This window comes from Pseudomonas sp. F2, from assembly GCF_057174385.1.
This window is the reverse complement of sequence record NZ_CM169904.1, coordinates 5,768,075-5,785,667: the sequence shown is the minus strand read 5'-3', so window position 1 is coordinate 5,785,667 and position 17,593 is coordinate 5,768,075. Positions and strand designations below refer to the sequence as shown.

19 protein-coding genes are annotated in these 17,593 nt (G+C 57.1%); 8 read left to right on the top strand and 11 right to left on the bottom strand.

Features of this window, described 5'->3' with window-relative positions; genetic code table 11:
• Nucleotides 1–3: 3 nt before the first annotated feature.
• Nucleotides 4–933 (bottom strand): DUF2971 domain-containing protein, encoded by a 930-nt coding sequence (locus AC193Q_RS25965; protein WP_483878967.1) that lies wholly within the window; start codon nucleotides 931–933, stop codon nucleotides 4–6.
• Between the two features lie 312 nt (nucleotides 934–1,245).
• Between AC193Q_RS25965 and AC193Q_RS25960 the strand changes: the two genes are divergently transcribed.
• The 6 genes from AC193Q_RS25960 (at nucleotide 1,246) to AC193Q_RS25935 (ending at nucleotide 5,180) form a co-directional block, all read left to right on the top strand.
• On the top strand, nucleotides 1,246–1,836 hold the full coding sequence (locus tag AC193Q_RS25960) for a hypothetical protein (protein ID WP_483878966.1): 591 nt from the start codon (nucleotides 1,246–1,248) through the stop codon (nucleotides 1,834–1,836).
• 10 nt (nucleotides 1,837–1,846) lie between these two features.
• Complete coding sequence (locus AC193Q_RS25955; RefSeq protein ID WP_483878965.1) at nucleotides 1,847–2,131, top strand: phage antirepressor KilAC domain-containing protein; 285 nt, start codon at nucleotides 1,847–1,849, stop codon at nucleotides 2,129–2,131.
• A gap of 158 nt (nucleotides 2,132–2,289) precedes the next feature.
• A complete protein-coding gene (locus AC193Q_RS25950; protein WP_483878964.1) occupies nucleotides 2,290–2,607 on the top strand; it encodes a pyocin activator PrtN family protein in 318 nt (105 codons plus the stop codon).
• Between the two features lie 57 nt (nucleotides 2,608–2,664).
• On the top strand, nucleotides 2,665–3,132 hold the full coding sequence (locus AC193Q_RS25945; RefSeq protein ID WP_483878963.1) for a hypothetical protein: 468 nt from the start codon (nucleotides 2,665–2,667) through the stop codon (nucleotides 3,130–3,132).
• On the top strand, nucleotides 3,129–3,743 hold the full coding sequence (locus AC193Q_RS25940) for a hypothetical protein (protein ID WP_483878962.1): 615 nt from the start codon (nucleotides 3,129–3,131) through the stop codon (nucleotides 3,741–3,743). The genes AC193Q_RS25945 and AC193Q_RS25940 overlap by 4 nt, the downstream gene beginning before the upstream one ends.
• Before the next feature lie 201 nt (nucleotides 3,744–3,944).
• Nucleotides 3,945–5,180, top strand: coding sequence for an Arm DNA-binding domain-containing protein (locus tag AC193Q_RS25935; RefSeq protein WP_483878961.1), 1,236 nt, complete (start codon nucleotides 3,945–3,947; stop codon nucleotides 5,178–5,180).
• A 9-nt stretch (nucleotides 5,181–5,189) separates the two neighbouring features.
• Here AC193Q_RS25935 and AC193Q_RS25930 read toward each other — a convergent pair whose 3' ends face one another.
• Complete coding sequence (locus AC193Q_RS25930) at nucleotides 5,190–5,843, bottom strand: hypothetical protein (RefSeq protein WP_483878960.1); 654 nt, start codon at nucleotides 5,841–5,843, stop codon at nucleotides 5,190–5,192.
• Between the two features lie 39 nt (nucleotides 5,844–5,882).
• A complete protein-coding gene (locus AC193Q_RS25925; RefSeq protein ID WP_483878959.1) occupies nucleotides 5,883–6,512 on the bottom strand; it encodes a hypothetical protein in 630 nt (209 codons plus the stop codon).
• 139 nt (nucleotides 6,513–6,651) lie between these two features.
• Here AC193Q_RS25925 and mutS point away from each other — a divergent pair, with 139 nt between their 5' ends.
• Nucleotides 6,652–9,222 carry a DNA mismatch repair protein MutS gene (gene mutS, locus AC193Q_RS25920; RefSeq protein ID WP_483879649.1) on the top strand — a complete coding sequence of 857 codons (2,571 nt, stop codon included), beginning with the start codon at nucleotides 6,652–6,654 and terminating at the stop codon, nucleotides 9,220–9,222.
• A 163-nt stretch (nucleotides 9,223–9,385) separates the two neighbouring features.
• The gene (gene fdxA, locus AC193Q_RS25915; RefSeq protein WP_003222178.1) at nucleotides 9,386–9,709 is read left to right on the top strand and encodes a ferredoxin FdxA; all 324 of its coding nucleotides are present in this window, start codon (nucleotides 9,386–9,388) and stop codon (nucleotides 9,707–9,709) included.
• A gap of 578 nt (nucleotides 9,710–10,287) precedes the next feature.
• Here fdxA and rpoS read toward each other — a convergent pair.
• The 8 genes from rpoS to AC193Q_RS25875 form a co-directional block, all read right to left on the bottom strand.
• Nucleotides 10,288–11,298, bottom strand: a complete 1,011-nt coding sequence (gene rpoS, locus AC193Q_RS25910; protein ID WP_016985073.1) for an RNA polymerase sigma factor RpoS — start codon at nucleotides 11,296–11,298, stop codon at nucleotides 10,288–10,290.
• Nucleotides 11,299–11,403: 105 nt separating this feature from the next.
• Nucleotides 11,404–12,285, bottom strand: a complete 882-nt coding sequence (locus tag AC193Q_RS25905; protein ID WP_121184031.1) for a peptidoglycan DD-metalloendopeptidase family protein — start codon at nucleotides 12,283–12,285, stop codon at nucleotides 11,404–11,406.
• Nucleotides 12,286–12,497: 212 nt separating this feature from the next.
• The gene (locus AC193Q_RS25900) at nucleotides 12,498–13,133 is read right to left on the bottom strand and encodes a protein-L-isoaspartate(D-aspartate) O-methyltransferase (RefSeq protein WP_169841266.1); all 636 of its coding nucleotides are present in this window, start codon (nucleotides 13,131–13,133) and stop codon (nucleotides 12,498–12,500) included.
• A gap of 41 nt (nucleotides 13,134–13,174) precedes the next feature.
• Nucleotides 13,175–13,924 (bottom strand): 5'/3'-nucleotidase SurE, encoded by a 750-nt coding sequence (surE, locus tag AC193Q_RS25895; RefSeq protein WP_041072306.1) that lies wholly within the window; start codon nucleotides 13,922–13,924, stop codon nucleotides 13,175–13,177.
• Entirely contained in the window at nucleotides 13,912–14,970 is a 1,059-nt protein-coding gene (gene truD / locus AC193Q_RS25890) for a tRNA pseudouridine(13) synthase TruD (RefSeq protein WP_047291903.1), read from the bottom strand. Before truD ends, surE begins: the two co-directional genes overlap by 13 nt.
• Nucleotides 14,967–15,440, bottom strand: coding sequence for a 2-C-methyl-D-erythritol 2,4-cyclodiphosphate synthase (gene ispF / locus AC193Q_RS25885; RefSeq protein WP_027611044.1), 474 nt, complete (start codon nucleotides 15,438–15,440; stop codon nucleotides 14,967–14,969). The genes truD and ispF overlap by 4 nt, the downstream gene beginning before the upstream one ends.
• A gap of 44 nt (nucleotides 15,441–15,484) precedes the next feature.
• Nucleotides 15,485–16,330, bottom strand: a complete 846-nt coding sequence (gene fghA, locus AC193Q_RS25880) for an S-formylglutathione hydrolase (RefSeq protein WP_095667386.1) — start codon at nucleotides 16,328–16,330, stop codon at nucleotides 15,485–15,487.
• Nucleotides 16,331–16,397: 67 nt separating this feature from the next.
• On the bottom strand, nucleotides 16,398–17,510 hold the full coding sequence (locus AC193Q_RS25875; protein WP_027611042.1) for an S-(hydroxymethyl)glutathione dehydrogenase/class III alcohol dehydrogenase: 1,113 nt from the start codon (nucleotides 17,508–17,510) through the stop codon (nucleotides 16,398–16,400).
• Nucleotides 17,511–17,593: the final 83 nt, after the last annotated feature.

Sequence of the window (17,593 nt, the reverse complement as noted above, 5' to 3'; positions counted from 1 at the left end):
AATTCAAGAAAATCTTAATGGAGTTGATGATGGTGTAATCTCACACTCCACACCCAGTTTATCCAACATTCTTTGCAGGCCAGCTTTTCGCAACTGAAAATCACCAGATGGACCTATGATAATTTCGCGAATACTGTTTCTGTTGAATTTAACAGGCACGTAGGGAAAGATCACCCCGTTACGTTCCCTGAAATTGACGTCACTTTCCTTATAATCATAGTCTTCGTGAAGCTTGAATTTTTTGGATGACAGCACTAGCCGACGCTCTACCTCGTGCTTAAAGCCTTCGAACTTGTAAGCTCCACATAAAAAAACAATCTCATTAAAAATCCTCTCCAGTTGCTTCAATGGGCCAAGCGGATGGGATTCTTCAATGATTTCATCTAAAATCGTTTTATTCGACTTCTCCTTTTCTTGAGCAGATCCATAAGCTCCCGCCCTCATTCCTCTAGTAATTGCCTTGACAATTACATCTTTAGACAGAATTTTTTCCAATCGAGCGTTGAAATCTCCCGACTCATATAATACGCCTTCAAACTTCAAAGCGTACTTCATCGATACTTCAAGCTTCTCGGACGGATCAAAAAAAGAATCTTCGTCAAAGCCGATACAATAACCTTGGTTTTTTTCGCAATAGCTAAACCAATGAGAAATACTGTCCCGATCTGTGGCGAACGAGACAACGTATGTATCTCTACCAAGTATATTAGGCTCAATAAACTCGCGAAGAGTTTTGTAAAAACCTATGAGCACATCCTTATAGGGATCCTCTATTGTTTCAATCTTATTGTCGATAAAGGCTAGTGCCGCAGTATATCCATAGACATGCTCCTTATGATCATTCAGAAATGCAATGTCAGTCGCCCAAAATTGACTGTGGGTCAACATTCCGATCAACGAAGAAGCAGAGGTATAGTGGTAGATTTTTTTCATAGGGCTCCCGTCAGCATCGCCCAATAATAGCAATCTGTGTTCTTGAATTGCAGAAAAACCAAAATCAACCTAAGGTTGACTTTTAGCAACCATTGGTTGATATTTGCCTCACTCTTCCACCACAGAGCGAGGCAACACCATGCACACCACAGCAACCCTGCACGTCCACCCGGCGGCTGCCAACCCCTTCCAAATCTTTGAGATCCGGCGCCTAGCCCGCGAGTGCGGCTGCGCGTTTGCCATCAGCAAACCGAAGCTGACAGCACGCACCACTCCTGCCCCGGTCAATCCGAACGGCGGAGGGCACGCAGCATGATCAAGTACAAAATCGACAACCGTACCCTGCAGTTGCTCAATGCTCAGGTCAATCTGACCGAGACCTTCAACCACGTCCTGCGGACTGCACCTAGGCGCGAGTGCCTGGCGTTTCGCCTCAAGGTTGAGCGTGGCATCTCGGAAAGCACCTTCGTCGTGGAGCTGGGCAGCGAGCGCCACACGCTGACCCTGCCGAACGAAAAGAAGATGCATCTCAAGCTGGCCGACTTCATCGAAGAGATCGCCAACGGCCCGTTCGATGCGAGCAATACCAGCGACCTGCTGCACCGCCCCCACGCCAGCCGCGAATATGGCCGCTTTGAAGTCTCGGACAAGCAGCGAGTGTTTGAGCTGGTGCGCACCGGCGGCGTGCTGAACCTCGATATGGGTTTCGACTACCCGCTAATCGTCGCGCTTCATCGCACTCATTCTCGATCAGGTGTCACCACCATCCTGAGCATCGGTAACAAAAGCCCGCACACCCGTTGCTTCACCGTGTACGGCAGCGATGTCGAGATCTACGGAAAAGTCAGCGAGTCCATCAACCACCTTGCTGCAGCGGCAACACCAGCTGCGCACGCGGCATGAGGGGCACACCATGGAACGCACCCTCGCCCAAGCCGCAACCCACCTCGGCCTGACCCGCCCGAAGCTCATCGCACGCATGCGTGAAAAAGGTCTGCTCAACGATCGGAACCTACCGGCCTACCCCAACCGTGACCGCGACTACCTGCGGATCAAGGATGGCCACTGGTATCACGATCAGCTCGGCATGCAATACAGCCAATCGACCCGGATCAAGCAGCCCGGAATTCGCTGGTTGGCCGACCAGCTGGGGATCGATCTACCCGCCATCCCGGCAGACAACCGTGACGTGGCCTAGGGAATACGCCCGCCAGATCATCGCCATGAGGACACGAGAGGAGCGCAACGCCGCGCTTCTCGAAGTGCCCGAACATCTGCGCGAGCTGACCAGAACGCATTGCCTGAACGCCTGGAACCACCCGGCCAGAAAACAACGCAAGGAGGCCCAACAAAGCCATGAGTAACACAGCACAAAACCCGCTGCGCCTGCACCCGGCGCCGGAATCAGCCACTGTCGAATTGCTTTACCGCATTTTCGGTGACGTCCTGATCCCGCTCGACAAAGTGCGCGAGCAGTATTTCCGCAACCTCAACGAGCAATCGTTCGTAGCCGAGATCAGCAGCGGCCGCATCCAGCTCCCCATCACCACGCTGGACACCAGCCGCAAGGCACCGAAGTACGCACACATCCGGCACATCGCTTCCCTGATCGACATCCGCGCCTACAAGGCCGACGAAGACATGCAGCGGCAGCAGGACGACGCCAACGAGTAACACCCAAAACCGAACGGCTGCCACCACCAGCCGAAGACTTCACCAGGAGCACACCACATGACTGCAGTTCAAATCTACGCGCTGATAGCGATCGTCCTAATGGTCGCCGGCGTTTACTGGCTCGCCTACCGGCACGGCTTCAACAGCGGCCGAGCCGAGGGACATTCAGAGGGCTACAGCGAAGGCTATGACGTTGGCGGCTGTGTTGGGTATCGAGACGGCCAAGCGATCCAGAGCGCTGATAGCGCGGAAGAAATCCGCAACTTGCAGCACAACCTTGATCAGGCGCACGACCAACGCAAGAAACTCTACGCCCACTATGAGCGCGCCTTGGCTGCCTCAAAACTTGGCGAACAGGAACGACTGACCCTATTGGAAATCGCCGAGAAACTCCGGATTGCATCTGAAACGTTCAGCGCCTTTCGCACCGGCAAAAAGCTGGAACGCGATACCAGCGTCCTCCGTGACCAGGCGCTAGCCATGGCTGCTCTGCTGGAACCGGCCGAGCAGGAGAACGCCGCATGAGCGAAATCCGTCCCCAATCCAGCACCCACCGCAACCCGGCTAACGCCCCATCAGCGATTGATGCACCAACGCGCACTCAAATTTCGGAGGAAAGCGGTATGCATATGGACCAGCACGACACCCAAACCACGACCGCTTTGCTTCGCAAAGAAACCAGCGTCGACACAACAGAAACAAACAGTCTCTGCTGCGCAGCAGCAGGCATTATTGCTCCTTCCAGCAGCTCCACCGAGGCACTTATACCCCACGAAAAGCTGCGCGAGGCAGCGACCCCCAATGCCACGCTAAACGCTCAGAATCGCCCGCCCGCGCAGCTTGCACAGGGGTATAAGCACCCCGCTTGCGTGTCCGAACACTCCGCGAAAATTGCAGCCAACAAGGTGCAGATCGATGAGCGTGCCGAGTTTGAGAAAGAGTTCCCAGTGCCCGAAGGACTGCAGTACTGCACACAGCGAGGCACGTACATCACCACACCAGGCGCGAAGACATCCGACTCATTCGCCCGTGAGCATTACGCGTACCGGGCCGGCTTCGCCGCGTGGAGCCGTAGAGCATGGAAGCATGCCGCGCTCGTTACTCAGCAAGAAGGGGCGTGCCCATGCAGCCTCTGACATTCGTCCTGCGCTTGATGCTGCGGGAGACACAATCATGAGCCTCCCTCGCTGGGTAATGATCAACCGAGCCTCTGAACTCACCGGATATAGCGAAGACGCAATTCGCCACAAGGTTAAAAACGGTACGTGGGCTCAAGGCAGGGTCTGGCGCAAGACGCCAGACGGCCGAATCGCAATCAACATGACGGAGTATGACAAGTGGGCCGAGAGCGCACCGCAGCAAGCGGCCTAGAGGCAGAGCTGGCCAAACACAAAGGGATTGAAATACACGGCGGAAGCATTCGCGTCGTGTTCATGTGGCGGCGCATTCGCTGCCGCGAGACCCTTGGCCTGCCTGTAACCAAGGCCAACATCAAGCACGCCGCCCTACTCAGGGCGGCAATTCTTCACGAGATTAAGACGGGACATTTTGAATACGGTCGTCACTTCCCAAACTCAAAGAACGCGACCAATTACACCGCCGTAAAAGATGAGCGGATCGGGGCGTTGATGGAGCGTTACAAACCGCTGAAGGCCGTCGACATAACTCCGATGACCGAAGAAAAATACGGCTACGCATTGGATATCTGCGCAGATCTGCTCGGCTCGGAACGCCTCGCAGGCATTTTGTTACCCGAGGACATCCAGCGACTAAGGACTCAACTGATCGCCACCAGGGCGCCGTCGACGGCGAACCATTACTTGGCTACTTTCGCCGGCTTCCTAGTGTGGTGTGAAGACAACAGATATTGCCGTGAGGGGTTGTCAGCGGCTTGCGTCCGTTTCGCAATGATCGGACGTGAACCAGATCCCCTGACGAAGGCAGAGTTCGACCAGTTGATAAATAAGGGCTGTTTACACGTTCAGGACTCGGCTGCAATCACACTCGCCGTTTACACAGGCCTGCGGCCCGGGGAGCTGTGCGGGCTCGCGGTGGAGGATATTGACCTAGTGTCAGGCCAACTAAACATAACCCGAGCCATCACTGCGGATGGCACATTCAAAGTTCCGAAAACTGGTAAACCACGCACCGTGTTTTTGATGCCACCAGCCTTGGACGCGTGCAAAACTCTTATCGGTCTCGTTGCCAGTCATCAGCCACGTACAATCAAGATCTATATGAATCGGCATGAGAGCCGGCTGGAAACGGTAACGCCACTGCTGTCACCCACCACGCAGGCTAGAAAAAAAATCATCAACGCCTGGTACGTTCCAACGTCATGGAATACCAAATGGGCCGCTATACAGAAACGCTCGGAGATACGTCCGCGTCGCCCCTATCAGACCAGACATACATATGCATGCTGGTGCCTGACTGCGCGTGGCAATTTGGCGTTCATTGCGAAACAGATGGGACACAAAGACTTCACTATGCTCGTGGACGTCTATGCGAAATGGATGGACGATGAGTCGCCTACTGAGCTCCAACATATCTGGAGTAATCTATCAGCATAAAAAAAGCGCTCAATGCGCTTTTTTTATTTCACTACTATCGTGGTGCTTAGCTTTCTTTTTAACTCGATTCTTTCGAGTATCTCCAGCAAGCGCGCCCGTAAATTCAGTCTCATGACCGCCTTTCATGTACGTTGCAAAAAGCGCTTTTGACTTGGCGTTATACAAGGCCATTCGCTCAATGCCCGCCTTAAATTCAGCAGAGACCGTGTCTTTCAATTTCCCGGTGCTAGGTTGGTAAACCATAAATCCCGAACCGTTCTGCGCCATGATGAAAACAGCGTCATTTTGAATAGGGATCACGCTGGACTGAACCTTGCTTTCAGAGACTGACTTCGAAGATCCGGCCTTGATCTTAGGAGTGGTTCTGTTTTTTTTGCGTCTCGCGCCGTCAGTATTTTTTTCAACGATGCGGCCAGAATCCTCACGCTTTGCTGCCGCCGAACCGGTATGACCACCGTTCATTTTGGATGACGTTTTCTCTTTTTTTACGCGAGCAACACCTTCCTTTTTTACAATCTTGCCGGACTCATCTCTTTTGACTCGCCCAGCAAAACGGCGAACAGGCTCCGCCACGCCAAATACAATAGCTTTGTCGTTAGAGACCGCCAATTCCTTGGTCTCTTTCTGCGTCTCACCGCTTGTCATTTTTGATAACTTGGCCAAAGGAACCTCCGTTTGACGCACCAAAGCATGAAATTGAAACTACGCCACTTCGGCTAGCTGGTCAAAGGAAGCCTCTCGTAGGTCCTTGACAAGGAGCGCATGCCTCGGCGCCACCTGACGCTCCTCTCGCTTTCTATCAGACTCAACCAAGCCATAGCCAAGAGCTTTATAGGTGGTGACTAATATGGGATTCGGCTGTGAGACGGTCACTGTCTTGCATTTCGAAAATACCGCGAACAATTCCGCTTGCCGCAGGGCCAGGAATAGGAAGTTACGCTTCAATGGATGATTTTTGTCGGGGCTCGCTTCAACATAACGAATGTTGATGCTAACTCTTCCACGGGAAATAGAAGCAGTCATCAGCCCGCAGAGAATCTCTCTGCAATAGAAAGCCACGTCCAATCGCCTAGGCTTCTTTCTAAATTTGTGAAGGATGGTCCTCCAATCCCAAGCTACTAGCCGAGAAGGATGCGCATGCCATGCTTCGGACTCCTTGAGTTGAGGCTCTAGAATAGTCGTCAGAAAGAGGGGCTCGGGCAAATCCTCATTTATCATCGCCGCTATGATAGGAAAAAGGGCTTCTGCATGATCAATGTATTTTTGACGAAACTGATTTCCGGCCAATGGCGTCGCTCCCTGTGAACGGCCCATTATCACTTGATTGCGCATGCACCTCAAAAAATCTTCATACTGAGGCCAATGACACACTCTCGGGCAGCATGATTGGGTAGGCAACAGCAATTCGAAATGCCCCATTTATGCCCCAGCAATTTTTCACGATAAAGCTAAGCTATTGATGAATAAAGCAATTTCAGACTTGTCCTCCCACACCCCGATGATGCAGCAGTACTGGCGCCTGAAGAATCAGCACCCGGATCAGCTGATGTTCTATCGCATGGGCGACTTCTACGAGATCTTCTATGAAGACGCGAAGAAGGCTGCCAAGTTGCTCGACATCACTCTGACCGCGCGCGGTCAGTCGGCGGGCCAGGCGATTCCGATGTGTGGAATTCCCTATCACGCGGCGGAAGGTTACCTGGCGAAACTGGTCAAGCTCGGCGAGTCGGTGGTGATCTGCGAGCAGGTCGGCGACCCCGCCACCAGCAAGGGCCCGGTGGAACGTCAGGTGGTGCGCATCATCACCCCGGGCACGGTCAGCGATGAGGCGTTGCTGGATGAACGGCGCGACAACCTGATCGCAGCGGTACTGGGCGATGAGCGTCTGTTCGGTCTGGCGGTGCTGGACATCACCAGCGGCAACTTCACCGTGCTGGAGATCAAAGGCTGGGAAAACCTGCTGGCGGAACTGGAGCGGGTCAACCCGGTGGAACTGCTGATTCCGGACGACTGGCCAAAAGACCTGCCGGCGGAAAAACGCCGTGGTGTGCGTCGTCGCGCGCCGTGGGATTTCGAGCGTGATTCGGCGCTGAAAAGTCTCTGCCAGCAGTTCTCCACGCAAGACCTGAAAGGCTTCGGTTGCGAAACCCTGACCCTGGCCATCGGTGCCGCCGGTTGCCTGCTGGCCTACGCCAAGGAAACCCAGCGCACCGCCCTGCCCCATCTGCGCAGCCTGCGTCATGAGCGTCTGGACGACACCGTGGTACTCGACGGCGCGAGCCGCCGCAATCTAGAACTCGATACCAACCTGGCCGGCGGGCGCGACAACACGTTGCAATCGGTGGTCGATCGTTGCCAGACCGCGATGGGCAGCCGCCTGCTGACTCGTTGGCTGAACCGTCCACTGCGCGATTTGACCGTGCTGCTGGCGCGGCAGACCTCGATCACTTGTCTGCTCGATGGCTATCGTTTCGAAAAGCTGCAGCCGCAGCTCAAGGAAATCGGCGACATCGAGCGGATTCTGGCGCGGATCGGCCTGCGCAATGCGCGACCTCGTGACCTCGCGCGCCTGCGCGACGCGCTCGGTGCCCTGCCGCAACTGCAAGTGGCAATGACCGACCTGGAAGCGCCGCACCTGCAACGCCTGGCCACCACCACCAGCACCTACCCGGAACTGGCGGCGCTGCTGGAAAAAGCCATCATCGACAACCCGCCCGCGGTGATCCGCGATGGCGGCGTGCTGAAGACCGGTTACGACAGCGAACTCGACGAATTGCAATCGCTGAGCGAAAACGCCGGGCAGTTCCTGATCGACCTCGAAGCCCGGGAAAAGGCCCGCACCGGCCTGGCTAACCTGAAAGTCGGTTACAACCGCATTCACGGTTACTTCATCGAACTGCCGAGCAAGCAGGCAGAATCCGCGCCGGCCGATTACATCCGTCGCCAGACTCTCAAAGGCGCCGAGCGCTTCATCACGCCGGAACTGAAAGCATTCGAAGACAAGGCGCTGTCGGCCAAGAGCCGTGCCTTGGCCCGCGAGAAAATGCTCTACGAGGCGCTGCTGGAAGATCTGATCAGCCAGTTGCCGCCGTTGCAGGACACCGCTGCTGCACTGGCCGAGCTGGACGTGCTGAGCAACCTTGCCGAGCGTGCGCTGAACCTTGACCTGAACTGCCCGCGTTTCGTCAGCGAGCCGTGCATGCGTATCACCCAGGGGCGTCACCCGGTGGTTGAGCAGGTGCTGACCACGCCGTTTGTGGCCAACGACCTGAGCCTGGATGACAACACCCGGATGCTGGTGATCACCGGGCCGAACATGGGCGGTAAATCCACCTACATGCGCCAAACCGCATTGATCGTGCTGCTGGCGCATATCGGCAGCTTCGTCCCGGCGGCCAGTTGCGAGTTGTCGCTGGTGGACCGGATCTTCACCCGGATCGGCTCCAGCGACGACCTGGCCGGCGGCCGTTCGACCTTCATGGTCGAGATGAGCGAAACCGCCAACATCCTGCACAACGCCACCGAACGCAGTCTGGTGTTGATGGACGAAGTCGGTCGCGGTACCAGCACCTTTGACGGTCTGTCGCTGGCATGGGCCGCTGCCGAACGCTTGGCACATCTGCGCGCCTATACTTTATTTGCCACACACTATTTCGAACTGACCGTGTTGCCGGAAGCCGAGCCGCTGGTGGCCAACGTGCACCTCAACGCGACCGAGCACAACGAGCGCATCGTGTTCCTGCACCACGTCTTGCCGGGACCTGCCAGCCAAAGCTACGGCCTGGCCGTGGCGCAACTGGCCGGCGTACCGAGCGAAGTCATCGTGCGTGCCCGTGAGCATCTGAGCCGACTGGAAGACACCGCATTGCCGCACGAAGCGCCGAAACCTGCCATCAAAGGCAAACCGGCGGCCCCGCAGCAAAGCGACATGTTTGCCAGCCTGCCGCATCCGGTACTGGATGAGTTGGCGAAAGTGGATCTCGATGACCTGACCCCGCGTCGAGCACTCGAATTGTTATATGCACTTAAGAACCGGATCTAAGCAGCAAAGAACCGGATATAACGCAAACGGCTTCAAGCTGTTAGAATCTCGCGCGGTTCGGGATGCTGCCGGTTAATAGCCTGGCTGGCAGACATCGCTCCCGAACCTGGCGACCCCAACCGTGAAGGGGCTACGCTGCCGCCGCCTGAGGAGAAAATTAGAAATGACCTTCGTCGTCACCGACAACTGCATCAAGTGCAAGTACACCGACTGCGTAGAAGTCTGTCCGGTGGACTGCTTTTACGAAGGCCCGAACTTCCTGGTGATTCACCCGGACGAGTGCATCGACTGCGCCCTGTGCGAGCCGGAATGCCCGGCCGTCGCGATTTTCTCTGAGGACGAAGTTCCGGAGGATATGCAGGAGTTCATTCAGCTGAACGTTGAATTGGCCGAAATCTGGCCGAACATCACCGAGAAGAAAGAATCGCTGCCGGACGCCGAAGAGTGGGATGGCGTCAAAGGCAAGATCAAAGACCTCGAACGCTGATCTGTCGCGCGTTACGAAAAGGCCCCTTGCGGGCCTTTTTGCTTTTGCGGGTTTTACTTTTCTACAGGCAAAAAAAGGGGCGGTTTGACCCGCCCACATTTTTTCCCTATTCCCTGTATTCCTTTTCATCGTCCTGATGAATCGCGTCCTGCGATGTCCGTTCCCCTCTTCCTTGAAGGGCGTGTCTGTCCGTCGACACAGTGCTGATATTAGAGAGTTCCCTGCCGAGAGCAATCGGCCTTTAAGGCTGGAAAGTACTGAAATAAGTCCTTCACATTAAAAAATAAGTATATGAATCAGTAGGTTATGTTTATTGTCGGGAAGCAATCGACGTCTGCCGTCCTGCAAAAATAGGGAACGCTTACGAAAGAGTAAGCCAAGGCTTACGCCGCGAGACTACAAATCCCAGCCCTTTCCTCTGTATCTGTAGGAACTGCCGAAGGCCGCGATCTTTTGATCTGGCTTTAAAGATCAAAATCAAAAGATCGCAGCCTTCGGCAGCTCCTACAGGGAGAGATTTCAGGCAATAAAAAAGCCCCGAACCATTCGGGGCTTTTATGGATGGTTCTCAGAGGCGCTTACTGAAACAGCGACTCGCTCGACAGGCCATTCTTCTCAAGGATTTCACGAAGGCGCTTGAGGCCCTCTACCTGGATCTGCCGCACCCGTTCGCGGGTCAGGCCGATTTCCAGGCCGACATCCTCCAGCGTACTGCTCTCATGGCCGCGCAGGCCAAAGCGGCGAACGACCACCTCACGCTGCTTGTCGGTCAGTTCCGAGAGCCATTGATCAATGCTCTGCGACAGGTCGTCATCCTGCAGCAGTTCGCATGGATCGGTCGGACGGTCATCCGTCAGGGTGTCCAGCAGGGTTTTATCCGAATCCGGACCCAGCGAGACATCGACCGAAGAAACCCGCTCGTTCAGGCCGAGCATGCGCTTGACCTCGCCCACCGGTTTTTCCAGCAGGTTGGCGATTTCTTCGGGTGAAGGTTCGTGATCGAGCTTTTGCGTCAGCTCGCGTGCCGCCCGCAGGTACACGTTGAGCTCCTTGACCACATGGATCGGCAGCCGGATGGTCCGGGTCTGATTCATGATCGCACGCTCGATGGTCTGACGAATCCACCAGGTGGCGTAGGTCGAGAAGCGGAAACCGCGCTCGGGATCGAACTTTTCCACCGCGCGGATCAAGCCGAGGTTGCCCTCTTCGATCAGATCCAGCAGCGACAGCCCCCGATTGACATAACGCCGGGCAATCTTCACGACCAGCCGCAGGTTACTTTCAATCATGCGCTTGCGCCCGGCAGGGTCGCCACTTTGCGACAGACGCGCAAAATGAACTTCTTCCTCCGGGGAGAGCAGTGGTGAAAAGCCGATTTCGTTGAGATACAGCTGCGTGGCATCGAGTGCCCGAGTGTAGTCGATGTACTTGTGTTGTTTAAGTGAAGCGGAGTGTTTGGATTTGGAACGAACGGAAGGTGGAGCAGCCCCTTCATCATTCGACATCGAAGATTCCGAATCGATGCCGGCCTCCATAAGGAGAACCTCATCGTCGATGTCAAACTCCGGCACTTCTTTACTGAGAGCCATTGTTATAGTCCTTTGGTGAGTTCGACCCCAAGCTCAAGCGACGCCTTTATCCTTGGCAGCGCTGGAGCCTGTCCCCTCTACGCGACGGAACAGGCTGGCCTCAAATCAACGTCTGGGCAGGAACTGCAGCGGATCTACAGGTTTACCTTGTCGGCGAATCTCAAAATGCAGTTTCACCCGGTCTGTACCCGTTGACCCCATTTCGGCAATTGTCTGTCCGACCTTGACCTGCTGCCCCTCCCGTACCAACAGCCTGCGGTTATGTCCGTAGGCACTGACGTAGGTTTCGCTGTGTTTGATGATGACTAATTCGCCGTAGCCCCTTAAGCCACTCCCGGCGTAAACCACCGTCCCATCAGACGCAGCTAAAACAGGCTGTCCCAAATCTCCGGCGATATCAATTCCTTTATTCAAACTACCGTTTGAAGAGAATTTTCCAATCAGAATGCCATTAGATGGCCATCCCCAGCCGGTCGGGGCTGGCCCCGGTGGAGGCAGCGGAGCCGGGGCCGGTTTGCTCGCGACGGACGGTGCAGCCCCCGCAGAACCGGAGCCGGAACCGGTCACGGTAGTGGTCGTCGTGCCATTCGCCTGACGCCGGATTACCGTGGTTTTACTCGACGAAGACGGCGAAGAGCTGCTGTTGCTGACCACGGCCGTCGGCGTTGAGCCGGTGCGGCCGTCAAAGCGAATTGTCTGACCCGGGTGGATCGTATACGGCGTAGGAATATTGTTCCGGGCCGCGAGGGCTTTGTAGTCCCAGCCGTAGCGAAAAGCGATGGAAAACAGCGTATCACCCGGACGGACTACATACTGCCCGGTCGTTACCACGGGACGTTGAGCCGCCGCACTGTTGCGATCGACCACCCGCACGTTGCTCGATTTGGTGCTGGAGCAACCGACCAGCAAGGTGCTCAATACAAGGCCAGTCACCAGGCGCTGAAAGCTCGTGTTACCCATACGCTGCGCAATGACTGTGAGACTCACCCGCCGCTCCCTTTGTGGTGGCTTAAATATGTGGAATGCCGAATCGCGGCAAGTAGTGTCGCAAGTATAACGGGCCGAATGGGCTTTACCGTTAAAGATGCGAAAACGCTTCACGCACACGTTTGCCTTTGGGCAATTCGTAGCGTTTAAACCTTCGCTGCCGGTGTAAGACACAGGCCAACGCAAGGAATTCAGCGCGCGCAAATAAATGCTCAGGCCAACGGGCCATTGAGCAATGGCACGAAGCGCACCGCCCCCAGCACGTGACGGGAAAAACCGTGTTCTTCACGCACGATCAGCATCAGTTGCTGCACTTCTCCGGAGCCGACCGGAATCACCATCCGCCCGCCCGGTGCCAGCTGATCGAGCAACGCCTGCGGCACGTCGGTCGCAACGGCGGTGACGATGATGCCGTTGTACGGCGCCAACGCCGGCCAGCCTTCCCAGCCATCGCCCCAGCGGAACACCACGTTGCGCAAGTTCAGCTCGACCAGACGTTCCTTGGCCCGGTCCTGCAGGACCTTGATTCGCTCGACCGAGAACACCCGCTCAACCAGTTGCGACAGCACCGCCGTCTGATAGCCCGAACCGGTACCGATTTCCAGCACCTTGTCCAAAGGCCCGGCCTCCAGCAGCAGCTCGCTCATGCGCGCCACCATATAAGGCTGGGAGATTGTCTGGTTGTGGCCAATCGGCAGCGCGGTATCTTCATAGGCACGGTGCGCCAGCGCTTCATCGACAAACAGATGACGCGGCGTACGGCGGATCACTTCCAGCACCTTGGCGTTGGACAGGCCTTCTTCATAGAGGCGCTGGATCAGACGTTCGCGCGTACGCTGCGACGTCATGCCGATGCCGCTGCGCATTCTGTCTTCGTGTTCACGAGCCATTAGCGCAGTCCCTCCAGCCAGCCGTCGAGATGCCTGAAGGCATCATTGAAGGTGCGATCGAGCTGCAGCGGGGTAATGGAAACGTAGCCCTGCATCACTGCATGAAAGTCGGTACCTGGCCCGCCGTCTTCGGCATCGCCGGCAGCGGCAATCCAGTAACCGGCCTTGCCACGCGGGTCGACCACTTTCATGGGGGCTGCGGCGCGGGCGCGATGGCCCAGACGGGTCAGTTGAATGCCACGAATATGGTCGATCGGCAGATTGGGAATGTTCACGTTCAGCACCGTGCGCGGTGGAAGGTCCAGCCCGGCATGGGCCTCGACCAGTTTGCGCGCGAAATGTGCGGCTGTCGCCAGGTTGTCCACCTGGCGCGAACACAGCGAAAACGCAAACGAAGGGCGCTCGAGAAAGCGCCCTTCGAGGGCGGCGGCCACCGTGCCGGAATACAGCACGTCATCGCCCAGATTGGCACCGAGATTGATCCCGGAAACCACCATGTCCGGTTCACGCTCCAGCAGGCCGTTGAGGCCCAGATGCACGCAGTCGGTCGGTGTTCCGTTGAGGCTGATGAAACCATTGGCCAGGTATTGCGGGTGCAGCGGACGGTCGAGCGTCAGCGAACTGCTGGCGCCGCTTTTGTCCTGCTCCGGGGCGATAACCACGCATTCGGTGTAATCCGCCAGCGCAGCATAAAGCGCGGCGAGACCGGGTGCGGTTACCCCATCGTCGTTAGAAATCAGAATACGCATGGGCTGTCCGTCTGCCCCACCGGCACCAGATCAACGAGTTCGCGCACCAATACGGTGGCGAAGCATCCGGCCGGGAGGACGAATTCCAGTTGCAGAATGTCAGGCTGGGGATAATGCCACGACAACCCGCCAATGGGCAGCCGCAGGATGCGACGTTCGTGGCTCATTCCGGCATTGATCAGCCAATCGCGCAGATCCGCCTCGCGAGCAGCAATCCCCTGCTCCAGATCATGGACAGCGCCGGTGGCCGGTGAGTCACCTTCGCCCCACTGCGGGCCGGTCGGGTGCAGGTCGAGAATCGCCAGGCGCGGATCGCTGCATTCGGCCTCACCGGCCGGGAAAAAACTGCGGCTGTCGGTGAACGCCAGCAGATCGCCGACTTGCGCCTGCTGCCAGGTGCCATCGGCCACCCGCGCCGCCAGCACTTGATTGAACAGAAAACTGCGCGCCGTCGACAGCAATCGCGAGCGCACATTGCGTTGCTCCGGCAACGCCTTGCGCGCCGCCCACGCACGCGCATCGACGACGTTGCCGCCATCATGGCCGAAACGCTGGGCACCAAAATAATTGGGAATGCCTTGCCTGGCGATCAGTTGCAGACGCTGCTCGATTGCGTCCTTGTCGCCGGCGAACTGGGTCAGGCGCAAGGTGAAGCCGTTGGCCGAATGCGCGCCGCGCTGCAGCTTGCGTTTGTGGCGCGTGGTCTTGAGGATCTTCAGCGTGTCGTTTTCCGCCGCCGACAGATCCGGATCAGCCTTGCCCGGCAGTTGCACGCTGAACCACTGACGGGTCAGCGCCTGACGATCCTTGAGCCCGGCATAACTGACGGTGCGCAACGGCACACCGGCGGCCTTGGCAATCCGCCGCGCTGCCTCTTCGGTGTTCAAACCGCGTTTTTCCACCCAGATCCACAGGTGTTCGCCATCACCGCTGAAAGGGATGTCGAGCACCTCATCGACCTGAAAATCTTCGGCGATGGCTTTCAGAACCGCAGTGCCGAGGGGTTCGCCATAGGCGCGCGGGCCGAGCAGTTGCAGTTCGTTCATGCGCGCAGCAACAAGGCAACGGAATGCACGGCGATGCCTTCTTCGCGACCGACAAAGCCGAGCTTTTCAGTGGTGGTAGCTTTCACGTTCACTTGATCCAGTTCAACTTGAAGATCGGCGGCGATCAACGCACGCATCGCTTCGATATGCGGGGCCATTTTCGGTGCCTGGGCGACGATGGTGTTGTCGACGTTGCCGACTTTCCAGCCCTTGGCGTGGATCAGCGCGACCACATGACGCAGCAGCACGCGGCTGTCGGCGCCCTTGAATTGCGGGTCGGTGTCCGGAAAGTGTTTGCCGATATCACCCAGCGCGGCCGCGCCGAGCAAGGCATCGCTCAAGGCGTGCAGCAGGACGTCACCGTCGGAGTGAGCGAGCAGCCCGAAGCCGTGTGCAATGCGCACGCCGCCCAGAGTAATGAAATCGCCTTCAGCGAAACGGTGCACATCGTAGCCGTGGCCAATACGCATAAAAAAAACGCCCCGATTTTTGTCAGGGCGTGATTCTACCTGCATTAACCGCGCAGGGCGCGTGCGTGATGCTGCAAGTGGTCATCTATGAAGCTTGAGATGAAGAAATAGCTGTGGTCGTAGCCCGGTTGCAGGCGCAACGTCAGCGGATGACCCGCTTGTTTTGCCGCTTGTTGCAGGGCTTCGGGCTTGAGCTGGTTTTCGAGGAAGTCGTCGCGATCACCCTGATCGACCAGTAACGGCAGTTTTTCGCCGGCCTCGGCAATCAGCGCGCAGGCATCCCATTCTTTCCACTTCGAACGGTCTTCGCCCAGATAGCGCGAGAACGCCTTCTGTCCCCACGGGCAATCCATCGGATTGTTGATCGGCGAAAACGCCGACACCGACTGGTAACGCCCCGGATTGCGCAGCGCACAAACCAAAGCGCCGTGGCCGCCCATTGAATGGCCGCTGATGCTGCGTTTGTCCGACGCCGGGAAATGCGCTTCAACCAATGAAGGCAATTCCTGCACGACATAGTCATGCATCCGATAGTGCCGCGCCCATGGTTCCTGCGTGGCATTCAGGTAGAACCCGGCGCCGAGGCCGAAATCCCAGGCGCCATCCGGATCACCCGGGACATCCGGGCCGCGCGGACTGGTGTCCGGTGCGACGATGATCAGGCCAAGTTCGGCGGCCATGCGCATCGCGCCGGCCTTTTGCATGAAGTTCTCGTCGGTGCAGGTCAGACCGGACAGCCAGTAAAGCACCGGCAACTTACCGCCCTGTTCCGCTTGCGGCGGCAGGTACACGGCAAACACCATGTCGCAACCAAGCACATCGGAACGGTGGCGATAGCGCTTGTGCCAGCCGCCGAAACTTTTCTGACAGGAGATGTTTTCCAGACTCATGTAAAGACTCCTACGCGGCCCCGGCTACAAACCTTTCAAGGTTCTATAGCCGGGACGTCGCGATTGATCAGAAATGAATGACGGTGCGGATGCTCTTGCCTTCGTGCATCAGGTCGAAGGCCTTGTTGATGTCTTCCAGACCCATGGTGTGGGTAATGAAGGTATCCAGCGGGATCTCGCCGCTTTGCGCCATGTCGACATAGCTTGGCAACTCGGTACGGCCACGCACGCCGCCAAACGCCGAACCGCGCCAGACGCGCCCGGTCACCAATTGGAAAGGACGGGTCGAAATTTCCTGACCGGCACCGGCCACGCCGATGATCACCGATTCGCCCCAGCCCTTGTGGCAGCATTCCAACGCTGCGCGCATAAGTTGCACGTTGCCGATGCACTCGAAGGAGAAGTCGACGCCGCCGTCGGTCATGTCGACGATCACTTCCTGGATCGGACGATCGAAATCTTTCGGATTGACGCAATCGGTGGCGCCCAACTGTTTGGCGATTTCGAACTTGGCCGGGTTGATGTCGATGGCGATGATCCGCGCGGCCTTGGCTTTCACCGCACCAATGACGGCCGAAAGACCGATGCCGCCCAGACCGAAAATCGCCACGGTGTCACCCGGCTTGACCTTGGCGGTGTTAATCACCGCACCGATACCGGTGGTCACGCCGCAACCGAGCAGGCAGACCTTTTCCAGTGGCGCATCCTTGGCGATTTTCGCCACGGAGATTTCCGGCAGTACGGTGTATTCCGAGAAGGTCGAAGTACCCATGTAGTGGAAAATCGTTTGGCCCTTGTAGGAAAAGCGCGAAGTGCCGTCCGGCATCAGACCTTTGCCCTGCGTAGCGCGAATCGCCTGACACAGGTTGGTCTTGCCCGACTTACAGAATTTGCACTGGCCGCATTCCGGGGTGTACAGCGGAATCACGTGGTCACCGACGGCGACCGAGGTAACGCCCTCGCCGATCGCTTCAACGATTGCGCCACCTTCGTGGCCGAGGATCGACGGGAAGATACCTTCCGGATCCGCACCGGACAGGGTGTAGGCGTCCGTGTGGCAGACTCCGGAAGCCACCACGCGCAACAACACTTCACCGGCCTTGGGCATGGCCACATCGACTTCTACGATTTCCAGCGGCTTCTTGGCCTCGAAGGCAACGGCGGCGCGCGACTTGATCATGCTGACTCTCCAGTGAATCCATTGAATAAAAAACCAGACCGGAAGTGTAGTACAGCGCGATCTGGTGAATAATCCGAGCCAAA